Source organism: Pseudomonas akapageensis, from assembly GCF_011355085.1.
Taxonomy (GTDB): Bacteria; Pseudomonadota; Gammaproteobacteria; order Pseudomonadales; family Pseudomonadaceae; genus Aquipseudomonas; species Aquipseudomonas akapageensis.
The window spans coordinates 85,612-105,378 of the sequence record NZ_VXCP01000056.1 but is presented as its reverse complement, the minus strand read 5'-3'; the positions used below and the strand labels follow the sequence as shown (position 1 = coordinate 105,378).

At 59.5% G+C, this 19,767-nt stretch carries 18 protein-coding genes; 2 read left to right on the top strand and 16 right to left on the bottom strand.

The annotated features are described in order from the left end of the window. Nucleotides 1–86 precede the first annotated feature (86 nt). From F2S13_RS27260 to F2S13_RS27240, 5 genes are all read right to left on the bottom strand, one after another. Nucleotides 87–551 (bottom strand): DUF3859 domain-containing protein, encoded by a 465-nt coding sequence (locus F2S13_RS27260; protein WP_166366806.1) that lies wholly within the window; start codon nucleotides 549–551, stop codon nucleotides 87–89. Nucleotides 552–651: 100 nt separating this feature from the next. Beyond that, nucleotides 652–1,380 carry a dienelactone hydrolase family protein gene (locus F2S13_RS27255; RefSeq protein ID WP_166366804.1) on the bottom strand — a complete coding sequence of 243 codons (729 nt, stop codon included), beginning with the start codon at nucleotides 1,378–1,380 and terminating at the stop codon, nucleotides 652–654. A gap of 68 nt (nucleotides 1,381–1,448) precedes the next feature. Continuing rightward, nucleotides 1,449–3,353, bottom strand: coding sequence for a molecular chaperone HtpG (gene htpG / locus F2S13_RS27250; protein WP_166366802.1), 1,905 nt, complete (start codon nucleotides 3,351–3,353; stop codon nucleotides 1,449–1,451). Between the two features lie 112 nt (nucleotides 3,354–3,465). Further along, nucleotides 3,466–3,921, bottom strand: a complete 456-nt coding sequence (locus tag F2S13_RS27245; RefSeq protein WP_166366800.1) for a PaaI family thioesterase — start codon at nucleotides 3,919–3,921, stop codon at nucleotides 3,466–3,468. Beyond that, nucleotides 3,918–4,394, bottom strand: a complete 477-nt coding sequence (locus F2S13_RS27240; protein WP_166366798.1) for a PaaI family thioesterase — start codon at nucleotides 4,392–4,394, stop codon at nucleotides 3,918–3,920. Before F2S13_RS27240 ends, F2S13_RS27245 begins: the two co-directional genes overlap by 4 nt. A 156-nt stretch (nucleotides 4,395–4,550) precedes the next feature. Between F2S13_RS27240 and F2S13_RS27235 the strand changes: the two genes are divergently transcribed. Continuing rightward, complete coding sequence (locus F2S13_RS27235; protein WP_166366796.1) at nucleotides 4,551–4,814, top strand: hypothetical protein; 264 nt, start codon at nucleotides 4,551–4,553, stop codon at nucleotides 4,812–4,814. Nucleotides 4,815–4,932: 118 nt separating this feature from the next. Here the strand turns inward: F2S13_RS27235 and F2S13_RS27230 are convergent, their stop codons facing one another. Then, on the bottom strand, nucleotides 4,933–5,673 hold the full coding sequence (locus tag F2S13_RS27230; protein WP_166366794.1) for a DUF599 domain-containing protein: 741 nt from the start codon (nucleotides 5,671–5,673) through the stop codon (nucleotides 4,933–4,935). A 176-nt stretch (nucleotides 5,674–5,849) separates the two neighbouring features. Next, nucleotides 5,850–7,163: a branched-chain amino acid transport system II carrier protein gene (gene brnQ / locus F2S13_RS27225; RefSeq protein WP_166366792.1), complete on the bottom strand. Its 1,314-nt coding sequence runs from the start codon at nucleotides 7,161–7,163 to the stop codon at nucleotides 5,850–5,852. 690 nt (nucleotides 7,164–7,853) lie between these two features. Between brnQ and F2S13_RS27220 the strand changes: the two genes are divergently transcribed. Continuing rightward, nucleotides 7,854–8,246: a DUF6124 family protein gene (locus tag F2S13_RS27220; RefSeq protein WP_166366790.1), complete on the top strand. Its 393-nt coding sequence runs from the start codon at nucleotides 7,854–7,856 to the stop codon at nucleotides 8,244–8,246. A gap of 186 nt (nucleotides 8,247–8,432) precedes the next feature. On the opposite strand, the gene sucD is transcribed toward F2S13_RS27220, so the two are convergent. The 9 genes from sucD to sdhC form a co-directional block, all read right to left on the bottom strand. Next, on the bottom strand, nucleotides 8,433–9,317 hold the full coding sequence (gene sucD, locus F2S13_RS27215; RefSeq protein ID WP_166366788.1) for a succinate--CoA ligase subunit alpha: 885 nt from the start codon (nucleotides 9,315–9,317) through the stop codon (nucleotides 8,433–8,435). Then, complete coding sequence (gene sucC / locus F2S13_RS27210) at nucleotides 9,317–10,483, bottom strand: ADP-forming succinate--CoA ligase subunit beta (RefSeq protein ID WP_166366786.1); 1,167 nt, start codon at nucleotides 10,481–10,483, stop codon at nucleotides 9,317–9,319. The genes sucD and sucC overlap by 1 nt, the downstream gene beginning before the upstream one ends. A 176-nt stretch (nucleotides 10,484–10,659) precedes the next feature. After that, nucleotides 10,660–12,096: a dihydrolipoyl dehydrogenase gene (gene lpdA, locus F2S13_RS27205; RefSeq protein ID WP_166366784.1), complete on the bottom strand. Its 1,437-nt coding sequence runs from the start codon at nucleotides 12,094–12,096 to the stop codon at nucleotides 10,660–10,662. 96 nt (nucleotides 12,097–12,192) lie between these two features. Then, nucleotides 12,193–13,410, bottom strand: coding sequence for a 2-oxoglutarate dehydrogenase complex dihydrolipoyllysine-residue succinyltransferase (odhB, locus tag F2S13_RS27200; RefSeq protein WP_166366782.1), 1,218 nt, complete (start codon nucleotides 13,408–13,410; stop codon nucleotides 12,193–12,195). A 42-nt stretch (nucleotides 13,411–13,452) separates the two neighbouring features. Next, nucleotides 13,453–16,284, bottom strand: a complete 2,832-nt coding sequence (locus F2S13_RS27195; RefSeq protein WP_166366780.1) for a 2-oxoglutarate dehydrogenase E1 component — start codon at nucleotides 16,282–16,284, stop codon at nucleotides 13,453–13,455. A 252-nt stretch (nucleotides 16,285–16,536) separates the two neighbouring features. Continuing rightward, nucleotides 16,537–17,241 carry a succinate dehydrogenase iron-sulfur subunit gene (locus F2S13_RS27190; protein WP_166366778.1) on the bottom strand — a complete coding sequence of 235 codons (705 nt, stop codon included), beginning with the start codon at nucleotides 17,239–17,241 and terminating at the stop codon, nucleotides 16,537–16,539. An 11-nt stretch (nucleotides 17,242–17,252) separates the two neighbouring features. Further along, the gene (sdhA, locus tag F2S13_RS27185; RefSeq protein WP_166366776.1) at nucleotides 17,253–19,025 is read right to left on the bottom strand and encodes a succinate dehydrogenase flavoprotein subunit; all 1,773 of its coding nucleotides are present in this window, start codon (nucleotides 19,023–19,025) and stop codon (nucleotides 17,253–17,255) included. Nucleotides 19,026–19,028: 3 nt separating this feature from the next. Continuing rightward, nucleotides 19,029–19,397 carry a succinate dehydrogenase, hydrophobic membrane anchor protein gene (gene sdhD / locus F2S13_RS27180; protein WP_166366774.1) on the bottom strand — a complete coding sequence of 123 codons (369 nt, stop codon included), beginning with the start codon at nucleotides 19,395–19,397 and terminating at the stop codon, nucleotides 19,029–19,031. Then, the gene (gene sdhC, locus F2S13_RS27175) at nucleotides 19,391–19,765 is read right to left on the bottom strand and encodes a succinate dehydrogenase, cytochrome b556 subunit (protein ID WP_166366772.1); all 375 of its coding nucleotides are present in this window, start codon (nucleotides 19,763–19,765) and stop codon (nucleotides 19,391–19,393) included. The genes sdhD and sdhC overlap by 7 nt, the downstream gene beginning before the upstream one ends. Between the last annotated feature and the right edge of the window lie 2 nt (nucleotides 19,766–19,767).

Genomic DNA, 19,767 nt, shown 5'->3' with positions numbered 1-19,767 from the left:
GCCAGCTCCCACAGAGGAGTTATGTACGCCGCAATCCCCCTGTGGGAGCGGGCTTGCCCGCGATCGACCGCAAAGCGGTCGCAGCTTTACCTGACCGTAAACCGCTTCTGCGCCAACAACCGATCCCCCTGAAACACCATGAACTGCCACTCCCCCGCCACCACCTCATGAGCCTCGGTAAATTCATAGGCCATCACATCCTGCGGCGCCCCCGGCACCAGCTTCTGCTCCACCACGAACTTGTCATGGCGCTTGCCATCCGGCGTCGTCACCCCAGGCGTGAGATACAGCAGCGTCAGCGGCGTGTCGTCCGCCACCTTGCCTTCCAGTTTGTAGCGCAAGCCAAACTTGGTCCCCAGCTTTGCCGGCACCGTGTCGGTGTGTTCGATGGTCTGATTGCTTTGCGTGAGCACGCGCTCACCGGGCTGGAAGTCTTTGTACTGGGTGGCGAACACGCCGTATTCGACGGGGCCTTCGATGCGAACTTCGGCGGTGGCCAGGCCGCTGGCCAGCATCATTGCGGCCAGGGTGGTGAAACGGAACAAGTGCATAGTGCGCTCCTGGAAATGGATGGCGCGAGGCTATGACACTGGGATGACACAGTGATGACAGTTAGCCCTCGTTCCCACGCAGAGCGTGGGAACGAGATCATCAACCTTTAAACACTTCTTCCAGCAAATTATGCATCGCCTGAAACGCCCGCCCCGCCGTCCTGGCGTCGTACATCATCATCCCCGGCTTGTTCGCTGCAGGATCAGTAAACGAATGCACCGCCCCGCCATAGCTGAGCAGCTGCCAATCGACACCCGCCGCATTCATCTCATCCTCGAACGCCGGCAGTTGTTCCTTGGGCACCAGCGGGTCGCTTGCGCCGTGCAGCACCAGCACCGAGCCCTTGATGTTTTTCGCGTCGGCCGGGTTCGGCGTATCCAGCGTACCGTGGAACGACACCGCCGCCTTCAGTGGCACACCGGTGCGCGCCAGCTCCAGGGCGCAGCAACCACCAAAACAGAAGCCGAAGGTCGCCAACTGCGCCTTGTCGACTGCCGCCTTGCCCTGCCCCTGCAATTGCGCCAGGGCCGCCTGCATGCGCTTGCGCAACTCGGCGCGGTCGTTCTTGAGCGGCATCATCGCCGCGCCCGCCTGATCACCGTCCTGCGGTCGCACGGCCTGACCATAGAGGTCGGCAATCAATACCACGTAACCCTTGGCCGCTACCGCCTGGGCGATGCGCTCGGCACCTGCGCCGACACCCATCCAGTTCGGTGCCATCAACAGACCTGGACGTGGCGACGAGATATCGGCGTCGAACACCAGGCGGCTTTCATAGGGCTTGCCGTCAATCTGATAGACCAGCGATTCGATAGTCACTGCGCTCATGCCCCACTCCCCTCATGCAATGGATCAGAAATGAAAAAGCCCGCCGAAGCGGGCTTTTCTACAACAGCTTAAACCGATAGCTCAACCAGCAGCTTGTTCAGACGACGGACATAGGCCGCCGGATCCTTCAGGCTGTCACCGGCCGCCAGCGCGGCTTGGTCGAAGAGGATGTGCGAGAAGTCGGCGAAACGGTCTTCGCTCTGCTCGTTATCCAGCTTCTCGATCAGCGGGTGGGCCGGGTTGAATTCGAAGATCGGCTTGGAGTCCGGCACTTTCTGCCCGCTCGCTTCGAGGATCTGGCGCATCTGCAGGCCCAGGTCCTGTTCACCGATGGCCAGGATGGCCGGCGAATCGGTGAGGCGATGGGACACGCGCACTTCGCTGACCGAATCACCCAGCACGGTTTTCAGGCGTTCGACCAGGCCTTCCTTGTCCTTGGCGACTTCTTCCTGGGCTTTCTTGTCCTCTTCGGAGTCCAGCTTGCCCAGGTCCAGGTCACCACGGGCCACGTCGACAAAGCCCTTGCCGTCGAAGTCGCTGAGGTAGCTCATCAGCCACTCGTCGATACGGTCGGTCAGCAGCAGGACCTCGATGCCTTTCTTGCGGAAGACTTCCAGATGCGGGCTGTTCTTGACCTGCGCGTAGGATTCACCGGTAAGGAAGTAGATCTTGTCCTGACCTTCCTTGGCACGCGCCAGGTAATCGGCCAGAGAAACACTCTGCTCGCCGCTATCGTCCGAAGTCGATGCGAAGCGCAGCAGGCCGGCGATTTTTTCCTTGTTGGCGAAGTCTTCGGCCGGGCCTTCCTTGAGGACCTGGCCAAAGTTCTTCCAGAAGCCCTTGTACTGCTCAGGATCGTTCTTGGCCAGCTTCTCGAGCATGTCCAGCACGCGCTTGGTCAGGGCCGACTTCATGGAGTCGATGATCGGGTCTTTCTGCAGGATTTCCCGCGAGACGTTCAGCGACAGGTCATTGGAATCGACCACGCCCTTGATGAAGCGCAGGTACAGCGGCAGGAAGGATTCGGCCTGGTCCATCACGAACACGCGCTGCACGTACAGCTTCAGGCCGCGCGGCGCTTCACGCTGGTACAGGTCGAACGGTGCACGGGCCGGCACGTAGAGCAGCGAGTTGTATTCCAGCTTGCCTTCGACCTTGTTGTGGCTCCAGCTCAGTGGGTTCTCGAAATCGTGGGCGATGTGCTTGTAGAACTCCTGGTATTCCTCGTCCTTGATCTCGGTACGCGGACGGGTCCACAGGGCACTGGCGCGGTTGACGGTTTCCCATTCCTGCGCGGGCTTCTCTTCACCCTCGGCAGCGGCCTGTTCTTTCGGCAGCTCGATCGGCAAAGCGATGTGGTCGGAGTACTTCTTGACGATGTTGCGCAGGCGCCAGCCATCGGCGAACTCTTCTTCGCCCTTTTTCAGGTGCAGGACGATGCGGGTACCGCGCTCGGCCTTGTCGATGGTGGCGACGTCGAACTCACCCTCGCCTTTGGAGGACCAGTGCACACCCTCGGCTGCGGACTGACCGGCACGGCGGCTGAACACGTCGACCTTGTCGGCGACGATGAAGGCCGAGTAGAAGCCCACGCCGAACTGGCCGATCAGGTGCGAATCCTTTTTCTGGTCGCCGCTCAGGTGCTTCATGAAGTCGGCGGTGCCGGACTTGGCGATGGTGCCCAGGTGCGTGATCACGTCCTCGCGGCTCATGCCGATGCCGTTGTCTTCGAGGGTGACGGTGTTGGCGTCTTTATCGAAGCTGACGCGGATTTTCAGCTCCGCGCCGCCTTCGAGCAATTCTGGTTTGGCCAAGGCTTCGAAACGAAGCTTGTCGACCGCGTCGGAGGCGTTGGAGATCAATTCGCGAAGGAAGATTTCCTTGTTGGAATACAGCGAATGGATCATGAGGTGCAACAGCTGCTTCACCTCGGTCTGGAAGCCCAGGGTTTCTTTTTGAGTTTCCACACTCATGGTCATCAAACTCCAATCAGATGGCATAAGCCGCACGGCAGACGGGCCGAATGGTCCTTCGCCTGCCAACGTGCGGCGGGATGACATCGAGATGGGGGCAGGCTCCGGGATTTCAAGTGTCGGTCGGTTCTTCGATCTTGAAATGTGCCCGGGCCGTGGCAATCGGCTCGGCCTCCACGCCCTGCCAGGCGGTGATCGCCACGTTGGTCACGCGCCGGCCCTGGCGCCACAACTGGCAACGCGCGTAGGTGTCGCGCACGTGACCGGCGCGCAGGTAGTCGATGGAAAAATCGATGATCTTGGGTATCGACCCCGTACCGGTAAACACCATCACGTGCAGCAGCGCGGCCAACTCCATGAAACCGGCAATCACCCCGCCATGAATCGCCGGCAGGATGGGATTGCCGACATTGTCCGGGTTGGCCGGCAAGCGAAACAGCAGCTCATCACCCTGGCGCGCGCACTCGATGCCGATCAGCCCGGCATAGGGGATCAGCTCGAGCAATGGCGCATAGTCGCCCCTGGCATGGGCCTGGTTGAGCTGCTCACGCAGGTTTCGCGCATTCATGCTTCACCTCCCAGCGTTGCCAGAGGCGCACCCACGCCGACCTTGATGCTCTTGCCCAGCCGCATGAAGGTACCAACCACCTGGGCAATGGGTTGCGCCGGATCGTTCTGGTAGGCATAGCCCCGGGTAAAGATCACGTCACGGGACACCCGGTAGCATTGGGCGAAGCCGTAGACATCCTTGCCCGCCTCACCCGGGTGCATGTGGTCGATACGCAGGTCGAGGGTCGGGCACAGCTCGAATTCCGGCAGTACGCACAGCGTCGCCATGCCGCAAGTGGTGTCCATCAAGGTGGTCAGGACACCGCCGTGGACCAGCCCGGTTTGCGCGTCGCCCGCAATCTGGGGCGAGTACGGCAATACCAGTGTCATGCCGTCAGTGTTGGCCGCGTGCACGCGCATTCCCAGTTTCTGACAATGACGTAATACCGACAGAAATCGTTCGGCACGCGCCAGCAGCGCTAAATCATTCATTCAAGACACTCTTTCCTTAGTTTCGCCCCAGAGCAGAATTCGAGCGAAAAGTCGATATGGATCCCATACTTATATATATGCAGCGTGCATGGAACTTATTCCGAACTGCAACGCTCGAAAGGCACGTAGATATCTTTAAACACGGAGACACACCCCATGCGTAAGACTTTAGCTTATACCTTGATGCTGGCCGCTACCCTGGGTCTTGCTGCTTGTGACAAAGCCAGCGAGAACAAAGCTCAGGATGCGCAGAAACATGCCGAGCAAGCCCAGGAGAAAATGGGCGAGGCTCAGGATAAGATGAAAGACGCCGCCAAAGAAAACGCCGAAGCTGCCAAAGCTGAGGCTGAAGCGGCGCAAAAGCGCGCTGAAGAGGCAGCCACCCCTGCTCCGGCACCGGAAACCAAGCCTGCCCAGTAATTCGCAGACTGTGGTGTTACACATAATAAAGCCCGATCATGTCGGGCTTTATTATGCTCAGCTGAAACTTGTGAGCGTCGAATTCGCTATTAATCACAACCTGCGCAGTTGAACATACTCATCCGGCTATTTCCCTGCCGACCTCGGGCAAGGGTGTCTCGGTCGGGGTATAGACCATGACTTCCAGTACGTCGGAATGAAACTCCCGGCGATACAATACCAGTACCACACCCGCACTCATCAACATGAACAGCCAGGGACTGACGAACCAGGCCAGCATGGTCATGCCGAAGTAATAGGAACGCAGACCGAAGTTGAACTGGTTGGCCGCCATCGAAATCACCCGCGCCGCCCGCAAGGCAAATGCCTTGCGCTCCAGCTCGCTGACATGGCGCTCGCCAACCATGGGCGCCGACCCCACCAATATCGCAGCAAAGTTGTACTGGCGCATGCACCAGCTGAACGTGAAGAAGGCGTAGACGAACACCATCGCCAGGCACAGCAGCTTGATCTCCGACATCCCCTGGGAAGCCTGTTGCACCAGCGGCAGGTCAGCCAGCAACGACAAGGCACGATCGGATGCGCCCAGCACCGTGAGAATACCGGCCAGGATAATCAAGGTACTGGAGGCGAAGAACGAGGCGTTGCGCTCCAGGTTGCCGATCACGCTGGCATCGGCAATGCGGTTGTCGCGCAGCAGCATGCGGCGCATCCAGTCTTCGCGATACAGGTGCAGAACGCTGGCCAGGCAGGCCGTGTCGCGCCCCTTCCAGATGGCATAGCGGGTGTACCCGCCCCAACAAACAATGAACCACAGCGCGGCGACGAGATGGAGCCAATTGCTTTCAACGAACGTCATGCATTTTCCTGGGAGTCAAACGGGCAAAGAGATTCAAACGCAGTGCTTCGACGTTAACACAGGGAAAAAGGCACGCTTGCTCGCGCATAAAAAATGCCCCGGATCGATTGATACGGGGCATTTCAGTGTCTGACTACCGGCTTGTGGCGGGCGCCAGAATCCTTACTGCAAAATCATCAGGCCAGCGCTTCGCTGCGCTTGCCCAGCAGACGATCCACGGCGACCGCAACGAACAGGGTCATGACCGACGGCACCAGCCAGGCCAGGCCTTGATCGCTCAACGGCAGATGGGACATCTGCGCCGGCATCCACTCGGCAAGCCCGGCACCCTTGAGGGCGTCGATCATGCCGAACAGGAACGACACCAGCATCACCGGTCCGACGATACGCCCCTGCTCGTGCCAGAAGTCCTTGCAGAAGCTCAGGGCCACCAGGGCGATGCACGGCGGGTAGATCGCCGTCAGTACCGGGATCGAGAACTGGATCAGCTTGGTCAGGCCCAGGTTGGACACCAGCAACGAGAACGCCGCCAGGATGATCACCAGAGTCTTGTAGGACAGCGGCAATACCTGGCTGAAATACTCGGCGCAGGCGCAGGTCAGGCCCACCGCCGTCACCAGGCACGCCAGGGCGATCAGCACCGCGAGGAAACCGCTGCCCAGGGAGCCGAAGGTGTGCTGCACATACGCGTGCAGTACCGCCGCGCCATTGGTGGCACCCGCCGCCACTTCATGGCTGCCCGAGCCCAGACGGAAAAGGCTGACATACACCAGCGCCAGACCGACACCGGCAATCAACCCGGCGATGATCGCGTAACGGGTGATCAGGCGTGGCGACTCGACGCCGCGCGAACGGATGGCATTGACGATGACGATACCGAACACCAGCGCCCCGAGGGTATCCATGGTCAGGTAACCATTGATGAAGCCCTGGGAAAACGGCGCTGCGACGTACTCAGGCGTTGCGGTGCCGATATCACCTGCCGGCAAGGCGAAGGCGGCGATGCCCAGCACCGCCAGGGCGATGATCTTCAGTGGCGCCAGGAAGCGTCCGACGGTGTCCAGCAGACGGCCCGGGTAGAGCGAAATGAAGAACACCACCAGGAAGTACACCGAGCTGTACAGGAACAGCGCCAGCGGGCTCTCGCCGGTCAGCGGTGCCAGGCCTACCTCGAAGGACACAGTGGCGGTACGCGGGGTCGCGAACAACGGACCGACCGCCAGGTAGCAGGCCGCGGCCAGCAGGCCACCGGCGATTTTGCCGATCGGGCTGCTCAGGGCGTCCATGCCGCCACCCACCTTGGCCAGGGCGACCACGGTGATGACCGGCAGACCGACCGCCGTGAGCAGAAAGCCCAGCGCCGCCATCCAGACATGAGGCCCGGACTGCAAACCGACGATGGGAGGGAAGATGATATTGCCAGCCCCGACGAACAGGGCAAACGTCATAAAACCAAGCGCCAGGATGTCCTGGCCTTTCAACACTTTCATTAAGGAAATACCACACTACTGAATCGGAATTTAGAGGGGGACTTCCCTATGGGTGAGGGAAATGCTGTCTATCCGGATGGGACAGACCCGTTTTGCGTGCTGCTCCCTTTTGGGGGGCGAGGCACAGAAGTTAGCCCGCTAGGGTACCGAATTTGGGGGCTGAACGCACTGTTGCGGGGCGGACTATCCGATGCACGACATTTTTGTGTCGCATTTATGCATCTTGTGGTGGCCGCACCGACGTCATCGCTGGCAAGCCAGCTCCCACAGGTGACCGAGGTGTATGCACTTTCTCTGTGGGAGCTGGCTTGCCAGCGATAAGGGCCGAAGGACCTTCTTACGAACTTTGCTCAATTTTGCTGTTATTTGTAGGATATTTCCGAGAAAATCCATTTTGCCATTGAGCGGCTTGAGTCTGCGAAACCTTTAAGGCTAGTCTCCATCCGTCGCTGCAAAATCAGCGACCTGGATGTGGAAGTCCGGAGTTTTCCCTAGACCCATTACTCGATGGCTGATGTTTGACGTCTGCTCTTTCGTGTTATGGCGGCTGTGCGCGGAGCACTTTCGAGTGCGCCGGGTCCATGGTGTCTAGGGAGAAACCCCGGTCTTCCACACCGCGCATGGCTGCCACCTTCTCGCGTGGAAGCGAGTTTGGCAGTTTCCCTAGACGAAGAGTTAAGGTAAACAAACATGAAAAAGCTTGTACCTGATCCACCCCACGAAGACTCCACCCAATCCGTCCTCACTCTCCTCAAACTCGCCAACAAAGTCCTGCGCGAAGCCATCAACGACGGCGTCCCCGAAAAAGACCTGCTCAAGACCCTCAAGGCCACCGGCATTGCCACCTTCGGCTGCCAGGACGGCTGGCAACGTCCGCTGTTCGCCGTGCGCGAAGGGGTCAACGCCGAAGATGCGCTGTTGCATGTTTCCTTGCTACTGCAATGCGCCGAACAGATCGCCGATGAAATTACCGAGCAAGGCAGCGGCGTGGAGCGCGGACTGATCGCGGCCATGATTCATTCGGTTGAGATGGCCCGGGCGGTGGTGGATGCGTTGTTGGATGGGCGGGTGAAATCTCGGTAGACAGCACCGGCCTCATCGCGGGCAAGCCCGCTCCCACAGGGATCAATGCAATCCACAGATATCTGGTTTGACACAAAACTCTGTGGGAGCTGGCTTGCCAGCGATGAGGCCGGTACAGACACCCCAAAAACACAAAGGCCACCCGAAGGTGGCCTTTGCAGCTGGAGCTAAAAAGTCAGCCGAAGCTTACTTCTTCACTTCCCAACCAGTCAGCTCGGCCAGGGCCTTGCCGATGTCTGCCAGCGAACGCACGGTTTTCACGCCTGCGTCTTGCAGTGCAGCGAATTTCTCGTCTGCAGTGCCTTTGCCGCCAGAGATGATTGCGCCAGCATGGCCCATGCGCTTGCCCGGAGGAGCAGTCACACCAGCGATGTAGGAAACAACCGGCTTGGTCACGTGAGCTTTGATGTAGGCAGCCGCTTCTTCTTCAGCCGAACCGCCGATCTCGCCGATCATGACGATCGCTTCGGTCTTCGGGTCTTCCTGGAACAGCTTCAGGATGTCGATGAAGTTGGAGCCCGGGATCGGGTCACCACCGATGCCGACGCAGGTGGACTGACCGAAACCGGCGTCAGTGGTCTGCTTGACAGCTTCGTAAGTCAGGGTGCCGGAACGCGAAACGATACCGACCTTGCCTGGCAAGTGGATGTGACCTGGCATGATGCCGATCTTGCACTCGCCCGGAGTGATCACGCCTGGGCAGTTAGGGCCGATCAGGATCACACCCAGCTCGTCGCACTTGACCTTGGCGTCCAGCATGTCCAGGGTAGGAATGCCTTCGGTGATGCAGACGATCAGCTTGATGCCGCCGAACGCTGCTTCCAGGATCGAGTCCTTGCAGAAAGGAGCCGGAACGTAGATGACGCTGGCGGTAGCGCCAGTGGCTTCCACGGCTTCTTTCACAGTGTTGAACACTGGCAGGTTCAGGTGGGTGGTGCCGCCCTTGCCTGGAGTCACGCCGCCAACCATCTTGGTGCCGTAGGCGATGGCTTGTTCGGAGTGGAAAGTACCTTGCGAGCCGGTGAAGCCCTGGCAGATGACTTTGGTGTCTTTATTGATCAGGACGCTCATTACTTGCCCTCCGCAGCTTTAACGACTTGTTGAGCAGCGTCGGTCAGGCTGGTAGCAGCGATGATGTTCAAACCGCTTTCTGCCAGTACTTTAGCGCCCAGCTCAGCGTTGTTGCCTTCAAGGCGAACAACAACCGGGATTTTCACGCCGACTTCTTTCACGGCGCCGATGATGCCTTCGGCAATCATGTCGCAGCGAACGATGCCGCCGAAGATGTTGACCAGTACTGCGGCGACGTTAGTGTCGGACAGGATGATCTTGAACGCTTCGGTAACGCGTTCCTTGGTAGCACCACCACCCACGTCGAGGAAGTTGGCTGGCTTGCCGCCATGCAGGTTGACGATGTCCATGGTACCCATGGCCAGGCCGGCACCGTTTACCATGCAGCCGATGTTGCCTTCCAGCGCTACGTAGTTCAGTTCGAACTTGGCAGCGTGCGCTTCGCGCGGATCGTCTTGCGACGGATCGTGGAAAGTCTTCAGCTTTGGCTGACGGTACATGGCGTTGGCGTCGATGTTAATCTTGGCATCCAGGCAATGCAGATCGCCGTCAGCCTTGATCACCAGCGGGTTCACTTCCAGCAGGGCCAGGTCGTGGTCCTGGAACAGCTTGGCCAGACCAACGAAGATCTTGGCGAACTGGGCAACTTGCTTGCCTTCCAGACCCAGTTGGAAAGCCAGGTCGCGACCCTGGAACGGCTGAGCGCCAACCAGTGGATCGATAGTGGCCTTGAGGATTTTCTCAGGGGTGTCGTGAGCGATTTTCTCGATGTCCACGCCACCTTCGGTGGAAGCCATGAACACGATGCGACGGCTCGAACGGTCAACGACAGCGCCCAGGTACAGCTCTTTAGCGATATCAGTGCACGATTCAACCAGGATCTTGGTGACTGGCTGGCCATTGGCATCAGTCTGGTAAGTCACCAGACGCTTGCCCAACCACTGTTGAGCGAAAGCCTTGGCGTCTTCTTTGTTGCGAACCAGCTTGACGCCGCCCGCTTTACCGCGACCACCGGCGTGAACCTGGGCTTTGACGACCCATTCGGTCCCACCGATTTTCTCGCACGCCGCAGCGGCTTCTTCCGGGGTGTCTACCGCGTAACCTTTGGATACTGGCAGGCCGTATTCAGCGAACAGCTGCTTACCCTGATACTCGTGAAGATTCATGCTTATTACCGTCTTCGTTAGGTACTGCGCTTCGGCGCTGCACTTTGACAAGTGCCGCACCACCTGTGACTGCTACTCCCGAGGCGTTGCCCCGGGAGGTCGAGTCCAGCGGATATTCCGCGGTGAGTCGTGCAGGCAAGACTCACGACGGGCCATCCGCCGTGGTTTCTTATTGTTTAACGCTTCTTACGGTTGGCGATGTGGATGGCGCCGCCATTCACTGCCAGCGCTGCTTCATGCAACGCTTCGGACAAGGTCGGGTGGGAGAAAACCATCATTCCCAGGTCTTCGGCGCTGGTGCCGAATTCCATGCCGATCGCACCCTGCTGTACCAGTTCTGCAGCGCTTGGGCCAATCACGTGGACGCCCAATACGCGGTCAGTCTTGGCATCAGCGATGACTTTTACAAAACCGCCGGTGTCGTTGGCTGCCATGGCACGGCCACTGGCTGCGAACGGGAAGGTGCCGACGTTAACTTCTACGCCTTCGGCTTTCAAGGCCTGTTCGGTTTTACCGACCCACGCGATTTCCGGGTGAGTATAAATGACCGAAGGGATCAGGTCGTAGTTCATCTGGGTCTTGTGGCCCTTGATGCGCTCGACAACCATGATGCCCTCTTCCGAGGCCTTGTGCGCCAGCATCATACCGCGGACCACGTCGCCGATGGCGTAAACGCCCGGCACGCTGGTGGCGCAGTAGTCGTCGACGAAGATGAAACCACGCTCGTCGATGGTCACGCCGCTGTCGGCAGCCAGCAGATCAGTGGTCACCGGACGGCGACCAACGGCAACGATCAGCTTGTCGAAGGTGATGGTCTGTTCGCCATTGGCGTCGGTGTAGGTCACCACGACTTCTTCGCCGTTGACCTTGGAGCCAGTCACGCGCGCGCCCAGCTTGATGTCCAGGCCTTGCTTGGTCAGGGTTTTCAGCGCTTCCTTGGAAACCGCAGCATCGGCGGCCATCAGGAAAGTATCCAGGGCTTCAATGACAGTCACTTGAGCGCCCAGGCGCGACCATACCGAGCCCAGTTCCAGACCGATCACGCCAGCGCCGATCACGCCCAGGCGTTTTGGCACGGCCTGGAATTCCAGGGCGCCGGTGGAGTCGACGATGACTTTCTGGTCGACCGGAGCCGGCGGAATGTCGATCGGACGCGAGCCGGAGGCCAGGATCACGTTTTCGGCTTCGATGACTTCAACGGTGCCGTCAGGCTTGGTGACTTCGACCTTCTTGCCGGCCAGCAGCTTGCCGTGGCCCTGGATGGAGGTCACGCCGTTGGCCTTGAACAGGGTGGCAACACCGCTGGTCAGGTTCTTGACGATGTTGGCCTTGCGACCGACCATGGCCGGTACGTCCATGGTCACGCCAGCGTGGTTGATACCATGGATTTTGAAGCCATCTTCGGCTTCGTGGAATTTCCAGGAGCTGTCCAGCAGCGCCTTGGAAGGAATGCAACCGACGTTCAGGCAGGTACCGCCCAGGGCCAGTTTGCCCTCGCCGTCGGTGTACTTCTCGATGCACGCCGTCGACAGACCGAGCTGTGCAGCCTTGATGGCCGCAACATAACCGCCAGGGCCCGCACCAATCACTACCACGTCAAATTTTTGCGACATTCAAAAGATCCTCTTTAAGCGGCAATCGTCAAGCCGCAAGCGACAAGCCCAAACGCTACTTGCGCAGCTTCGGGCTTGCAGCTTGCAACTGCTTTATCAGATATCCAGCAGCAGACGAGCCGGGTCTTCCAGCAGGTTTTTGATGGTAACCAGGAAAGTTACAGCTTCTTTACCATCGATCAAACGGTGATCGTAGGACAGCGCCAGGTACATCATCGGACGGATAACGACCTGACCGTTGATGGCCATCGGGCGCTGAATGATGTTGTGCATGCCCAGAATGGCGGCTTGCGGCGGGTTGACGATCGGGGTCGACATCATGGAACCGAACGTACCACCGTTGGTGATAGTGAAGGTGCCACCGGTCATTTCTTCCATGGACAGCTTGCCGTCGCGGGCTTTCTTGCCGAAGGTGGCGATGCCGCCTTCGATTTCAGCCAGGCTCATCAGCTCGGCGTTACGCAGAACCGGTACCACCAGACCACGGTCGCTGGACACGGCAACACCGACGTCGGCGTAGCCGTGGTAAACGATGTCCGAACCGTCGATCGAGGCGTTGACAGCCGGGAAGCGTTTCAGCGCTTCGGTGGCCGCTTTCACGAAGAACGACATGAAGCCCAGGCGCACGCCGTTGTGGGACTTCTCGAACAGATCCTTGTACTTCGAACGCAGGGCCATGACTTCAGTCATGTCGACTTCGTTGAAGGTGGTCAGCATCGCCATGTTCGACTGGGCTTCGACCAGACGCTCGGCAACCTTGGCACGCAGGCGGGTCATCGGTACGCGCTTCTCGACGCGATCGCCGGCAGCCATGATCGGTGCAGCAGCGGCAGGTGCGGCCGGCTTGGCAGCCGGTGCGGCAGCTGGAGCGGCTTTCTTGGCTTCAACGGCGGCAACCACGTCTTCCTTGGTTACACGGCCATCTTTACCGGTGCCCTTGACGCTGGCCAGGTTGATACCGTTTTCTTCGGCCAGCTTGCGCGCAGCAGGTGCTGCGATCGCGTCTTGGTCACCGGCAGCAGGCGCAGCGGCTTGAGCAGCCGCGGCGGGTGCAGCAGCCGGAGCAGCAGCGCCCGAGCCTTCTTCGATAGCGCCCAGAACTTCGTCGGACAGAACGGTGTCGCCTTCGTTCTTGACGATCGCGCCCAATACACCATCAGCGGTAGCCAGAACTTCCAGCACGACCTTGTCGGTTTCGATGTCGACGATCAGGTCGTCACGCTTGACGGCATCGCCCGGTTGTTTGTGCCAGGTGGCAACGGTGCCATCGGCAACCGATTCCGGGAAAGTAGGGGCTTTGATCTGAATAGCCATTATCAGTAATTCCTTAAATTCGGTTTCAAGTGCGCGAAGGCATTAAACAGTGAAAGCATCTTGCAGCAGTTTTTCCTGCTGCTCGGCGTGCATCGAGGCGTAACCGCAAGCCGGTGCGGCGGACGCTTCACGACCCGCGTATTCCAGGACCAGGCCCTTCTTGTGGTTGGTCAGGCTGCGACGCATGTGATGCTGGCTGCTGTACCAGGCGCCCTGGTTCATCGGCTCTTCCTGGCACCAGACCACGTTTTCGAGGTTGGTGTAAGGCGCGAGCACCTCCATCAGGTCGTCCTCGGGGAACGGATACAGCTGCTCGATACGCACGATGGCGATATCTTCACGACCTTCGGCACGGCGTTTTTCCAGCAGGTCATAGTAGACCTTGCCGCTGCACAGGATCATGCGGGTGACCTTTTTCGGATCAAGCGCATCGATTTCCGGGATGACGGTCTGGAACGAGCCTTCGGCCAGGTCTTCGAGGGTCGAGATGGCCAGCTTGTGGCGCAGCAGCGACTTTGGCGTCAACACGACCAGAGGCTTGCGCAGCGGACGGATCACCTGACGGCGCAGCAGATGGTAGATCTGTGCCGGGGTGGTCGGTACGCAGACCTGGATGTTGTGCTCGGCGCACAGCTGCAGGTAACGCTCAAGACGTGCCGAGGAGTGCTCAGGCCCCTGCCCTTCATAACCGTGCGGCAGCAGCATGGTCAGACCGCACAGACGGCCCCACTTGTGCTCGCCACTGGTGATGAACTGGTCGATAACCACCTGGGCACCGTTGGCGAAGTCACCGAACTGGGCTTCCCAGATCACCAGCGCGTTTGGCTGGGTGGTCGAGTAACCGTATTCGAATGCCAGGACCGCTTCTTCGGACAGGAACGAATCGTACAGATCGAAACGTGGCTGGCCTTCGAACAGGTTCTGCAACGGGATGTAGGTGCTGGCGTCTTTCTGGTTGTGCAGCACGGCGTGACGGTGCGAGAACGTACCGCGGCCGATATCCTGACCGGTCATGCGAATCGGGTGACCTTCGAACGCCAGGGTCGCGTACGCCATGGTTTCGGCGTAACCCCAGTTGATCGGCAGGCCGCCGGCTTGCATCTTCTGACGGTCTTCGTAGATCTTCGAGACCTGACGCTGCACCACGAAGCCTTCCGGAATTTCCAGCAGCTTGGCGGACAGTTCCTGCAAGGTTTTCAGATCGAAGCGAGTGTCGTGACGCGCGGTCCAGGCGTGGCCCAGATACGGACGCCAGTCCACGAACAACTCCTTGTTCGGCTCTTTTACCAGGCTTTTTACTACGTGCAGGCCGTTGTCCAGCGCATTGCGGTAGTCGTCGATCTTGGCCTTGACGCGCTCGGCATCGAGACGGCCAGCCTGGATCAGGCGGTCGGCGTACAGCTCGCGAGTGGTGCGCTGCTTGGCGATCTGCTGGTACATCAGCGGCTGGGTGCCGCTCGGCTCGTCGGCCTCGTTGTGGCCGCGACGACGGTAGCAAACCAGGTCGATGACCACGTCGCGCTTGTACTGCATGCGGTAGTCGATGGCCAGCTGGGTGACGAACAGCACCGCTTCCGGGTCATCGCCGTTCACGTGCAGGATCGGCGCCTGGATCATCTTGGCAACGTCGGTGGCGTACTCGGTCGAACGCGAGTCCAGCGGGTTGCTGATGGTGAAACCCACCTGGTTGTTGATGACGATGTGCACCGTACCGCCGGTCTTGAAACCGCGGGTCTGGGACATCTGGAAGGTTTCCATGACCACGCCCTGACCTGCGAATGCAGCATCACCGTGGATGGAAATCGGCAGCACCTTGTCACCGACCGGATCGTTGCGGCGATCCTGACGGGCACGAACCGAACCTTCGACAACCGGCGAGACGATTTCCAGGTGCGAAGGGTTGAACGCCATGGCCAGGTGAACTTCGCCACCTGCGGTCATCACGTTGGAGGAGAAACCCTGGTGGTATTTGACGTCACCGGAGCCCAGCTCGACCTGCTTCTTGCCTTCGAACTCGTCAAACAGATCACGCGGGTTCTTGCCGAACGTGTTGACCAGTACGTTCAAGCGGCCACGGTGAGCCATGCCGATCACGACTTCCTTGGTACCGTAGGAACCGGAGCGCTGGATCAGCTCGTCGAGCAGCGGGATGAGGCTTTCGCCACCTTCCAGACCGAAACGCTTGGTGCCCGGGTACTTGGTGCCCAGGTATTTTTCCAGGCCTTCGGCAGCGGTGACGCGCTCGAGCAGGTGGCTCTGAATGTCGGCGGAGTAAGCCGGGCGACCACGCACGCTCTCCAGACGCTGCTGGAACCAGCTGCGCTGCTCGGAGTCGGTGATGTGGGTGTATTCGGCGCCAATGGTGCGGCAATATGTCTGCTGCAAAGCGTCGAAGATTTCGCGTAGGCTCGCTTCCTCTTTGCCGATGAACAGGTCACCGGTACGGAAGGTCGTATCAAGGTCGGCATTGGTCAAGCCGTAATGATTGATCGACAGGTCTACAGGCGCAGGACGCTGCCACAGCCCCAGCGGGTCGAGCTGGGCTGCCTGGTGGCCGCGCATGCGGTAGGCCTGGATCAAACGAAGCACTTCAACCTGCTTCTTCTCGTGCTCACTGCTCACGCTGCCGGCGGATACCGGTTGAGCGCGGCGCTGGTTCTTTGCCAGCAGTACGAAGTGGTCGCGGATCGTGGAGTGCGAAACATCGGTAGCAGTGCTGCCTTCAGCGGGCAACTTCTGGAAGTAAGTGCGCCACTCTTCTGGCACAGCGTTAGGGTCGTGCAGGTAGAGCTCGTAGAGCTCTTCCATATAGGCAGCGTTACCACCGGATAGGTGGGCACTGTTCCACATGCGCTGCATCACGCTTTCTTGCATGCTTGGTCACCCTCGGTAAGGGGACTCCACCGGCGGAGATTCCACAGCACGCCTGGACTGGTCCAAATACAGCGACCGAGCCAAGCCACCGAGGGTCCCGCAGATAGTCCGGGTACCAGCCCGGATGCCCCTGCTGGTCTCATTTCTTCAAAAGTAAAAGCACAAGCTTTGTGGGCTGGCGCTTGGTTATCACTGCGGCACAGGCTTGGATGCCTGTACCGCAGCGCATTACGGGTACAACAACTGCTTAAATCAAACGCCGCTTTGCAGCAGCATGTTGCGTACGTGACCGATGGCTTTAGTCGGGTTCAAGCCTTTCGGGCACACGTTTACGCAATTCATGATCCCGCGGCAGCGGAATACGCTGAACGGGTCATCCAGGGCCGCCAGGCGTTCCTGAGTCCTGGTGTCACGGCTGTCTGCCAGGAAGCGATAAGCTTGCAGCAGTGCGGCCGGGCCCAGGAACTTGTCCGGGTTCCACCAGAAGGACGGGCAGGAAGTCGAGCAGCAAGCGCACAGGATGCACTCGTACAGACCGTCCAGCTTCTCGCGCTCTTCAGGCGACTGCAGACGTTCGATGGCCGGAGCCGGCGTATCGTTCTGCAGGTATGGCTTCACCTTCTCGTACTGCTTGTAGAAGATGCTCATATCGACGACCAGGTCACGGATTACCGGCAAACCTGGCAGCGGACGCACGACCAACTTGTTACCTTTTACGACAGCGGACAGCGGCGTGATGCACGCCAGGCCGTTCTTGCCGTTGATGTTCATGCCGTCGGAACCGCAAACGCCTTCACGGCAGGAACGACGATAGGAGAAACCTTCGTCCTGTTCCTTGATCAGGGCCAGCACGTCCAGCACCATCAGGTCCTTGCCACCGGTATCGACCTGGAACACCTGGGTTTTAGGCGCCGAGTCGGTGTCCGGGTTGTAACGATAAACTTCGACTTGCAACATAGCGGCCACCCTTAGTAAGTCCGGACTTTTGGTTCGAACGCCGGTACGGTCTTCGGCGCGAAGTTGACTGCACGTTTGGCAACCCGCTTCTCACCTGGGAAGTACAGGGTGTGGCACAGCCAGTTTTCGTCGTCACGGTCTTCAAAGTCTTCACGGGCGTGAGCGCCGCGGGACTCTTTACGAACTTCGGCCGCGATGGCGGTTGCTTCAGCGACTTCCAGCAGGTTCTGCAGCTCCAGCGCTTCGATGCGCGCGGTGTTGAAGGCCTGGGACTTGTCGTTGATCTTGACGTTGGCGATACGCTCGCGCAGGCCAGCCAGTTGCTCGATACCCTTCTGCATGTATTCGCCGGTACGGAATACACCGAAGTAGTTCTGCATGCAGCTCTGCAGCTCGCGACGCAAGGTTGCCACGTCTTCACCGGTGGTACGCTCGTTGAGCTTGTTCAGACGGTTCAGTGCAACTTCGATGTCGGTGTCGCTGGCGTCGCGGTATTCGATACCGTCGGTCAGCGCTTTTTCCAGGTGCAGGCCGGCCGCACGACCGAAAACCACCAGGTCGAGCAACGAGTTGCCGCCCAGACGGTTGGCACCGTGAACCGATACGCACGCCACTTCACCTACGGCGAACAGGCCCGGGATGACCTGGTCGACGCCATCGGCGTCCTGGGTAATGGCCTGGCCATGAATGTTGGTGGCAACGCCGCCCATCATGTAGTGGCAGGTTGGAACGACCGGCACCGGCGCGACCACAGGGTCGACGTGGGCGAAGGTCTTGGACAATTCACAGATACCTGGCAGGCGGCTGTGCAGTACTTCCTCGCCCAGGTGGTCGAGCTTGAGCATCACGTGGTCGCCATTCGGGCCACAGCCGTTGCCGGCGATGATCTCTTTAACCATGGAACGGGCCACAACGTCACGACCGGCAAGGTCCTTGGCGTTAGGCGCGTAACGTTCCATGAAACGCTCGCCGTGCTTGTTGATCAGGTAACCGCCTTCACCGCGGCAACCTTCGGTGACCAGTACACCTGCGCCGGCGATGCCGGTTGGGTGGAACTGCCACATTTCGATGTCCTGGACCGGCACACCTGCACGCAGGGCCATGCCGACGCCGTCACCGGTGTTGATCAGGGCGTTGGTGGTGGAGGCGTAGATACGGCCCGCACCGCCAGTGGCCAGTACAGTGGCCTTGGAACGGATGTACTGGGTTTCGCCGGTTTCGATGCAGATCGCGATCACGCCGACGAAGGCGCCGTCCTGGTTCTTGACCAGGTCAACGGCGTAGTACTCGTTCAGGAAGGTAGTGCCTGCTTTCAGGTTGCCCTGGTACAGGGTGTGCAGCAGCGCGTGACCGGTACGGTCGGAAGCTGCGCAGGTACGGGCAGCCTGGCCGCCTTTACCGAAGTCCTTGGACTGACCACCGAACGGACGCTGGTAGATACGGCCGGTCTCGGTACGGGAGAACGGCAGACCCATGTGGTCCAGCTCGAATACGGCTGCAGGACCTTCCTGACACATGTATTCGATAGCGTCCTGGTCACCGATGTAGTCGGAACCCTTGACGGTATCGTACATGTGCCAGCGCCAGTCATCGTTCGGGTCGGCCGAAGCGATGGCGCAGGTGATGCCACCCTGGGCCGATACAGTGTGCGAACGGGTCGGGAAGACCTTGGTGATCACGGCAGTCTTGTGACCGCCCTGGGCCAGCTGCAGCGCTGCGCGCATGCCGGCACCGCCGCCGCCAACAATGATGGCGTCGAAAGAAATCGTTGGAATCATAGCCATGAATCAGATACCCCAGAGAATCTGCACGCCCCAGACGAAGTACGCGAACATCGCGACACCACATACCGCCTGAAACAGGAAACGTACGGCAGTCGCCGACTTGCCGAACGCCATTGGCGTCAGGTAGTCGGTCGCGATGGTCCACATGCCGACCCAGGCGTGAGCGCCCAGGGCAACCAGCGCCAGCAGACTGAAGATACGCATCAGGTTATTGGAGAACAGAGCGTGCCACTGGGCATAATCGATGCCCGGGTGCGCCGCGAGGTACCCGATCAGGAAAATGAAATAAGCCGCGAGAACGACTGCAGAAACGCGTTGCGCCATCCAGTCATAGAGGCCCGAACGCGACAGGTTCGTGACATTGGTTACCATATCCAAACTCCCGCCAGAACGATCACCACCGCAGAAACGGCGATCACGATTTTCGAGCCCAGTTTGCCGCCTTCCAGCGTTTCACCGATGCCCATATCCATAAGCAAGTGGCGTACACCGGCCACCAGGTGATACAGCAAGGCGGACAGCAGGCCCCAAGTCACAAGCTTGGCCAGCGGACTGGTCAAACACGCCTTCACCTCACCGAAGCCTTCCTCCGAACCCAGGGATTTGCCCAATGCATAAAGCATGATGCCCAGGCCCAGGAAGAGGATGACGCCGGAGATACGGTGAAGAATGGACGTGTAAGCAGTGACAGGGAGTTTGATGGTCCTTAGGTCTAGGTTTACAGGTCGTTGGCTATTCACGG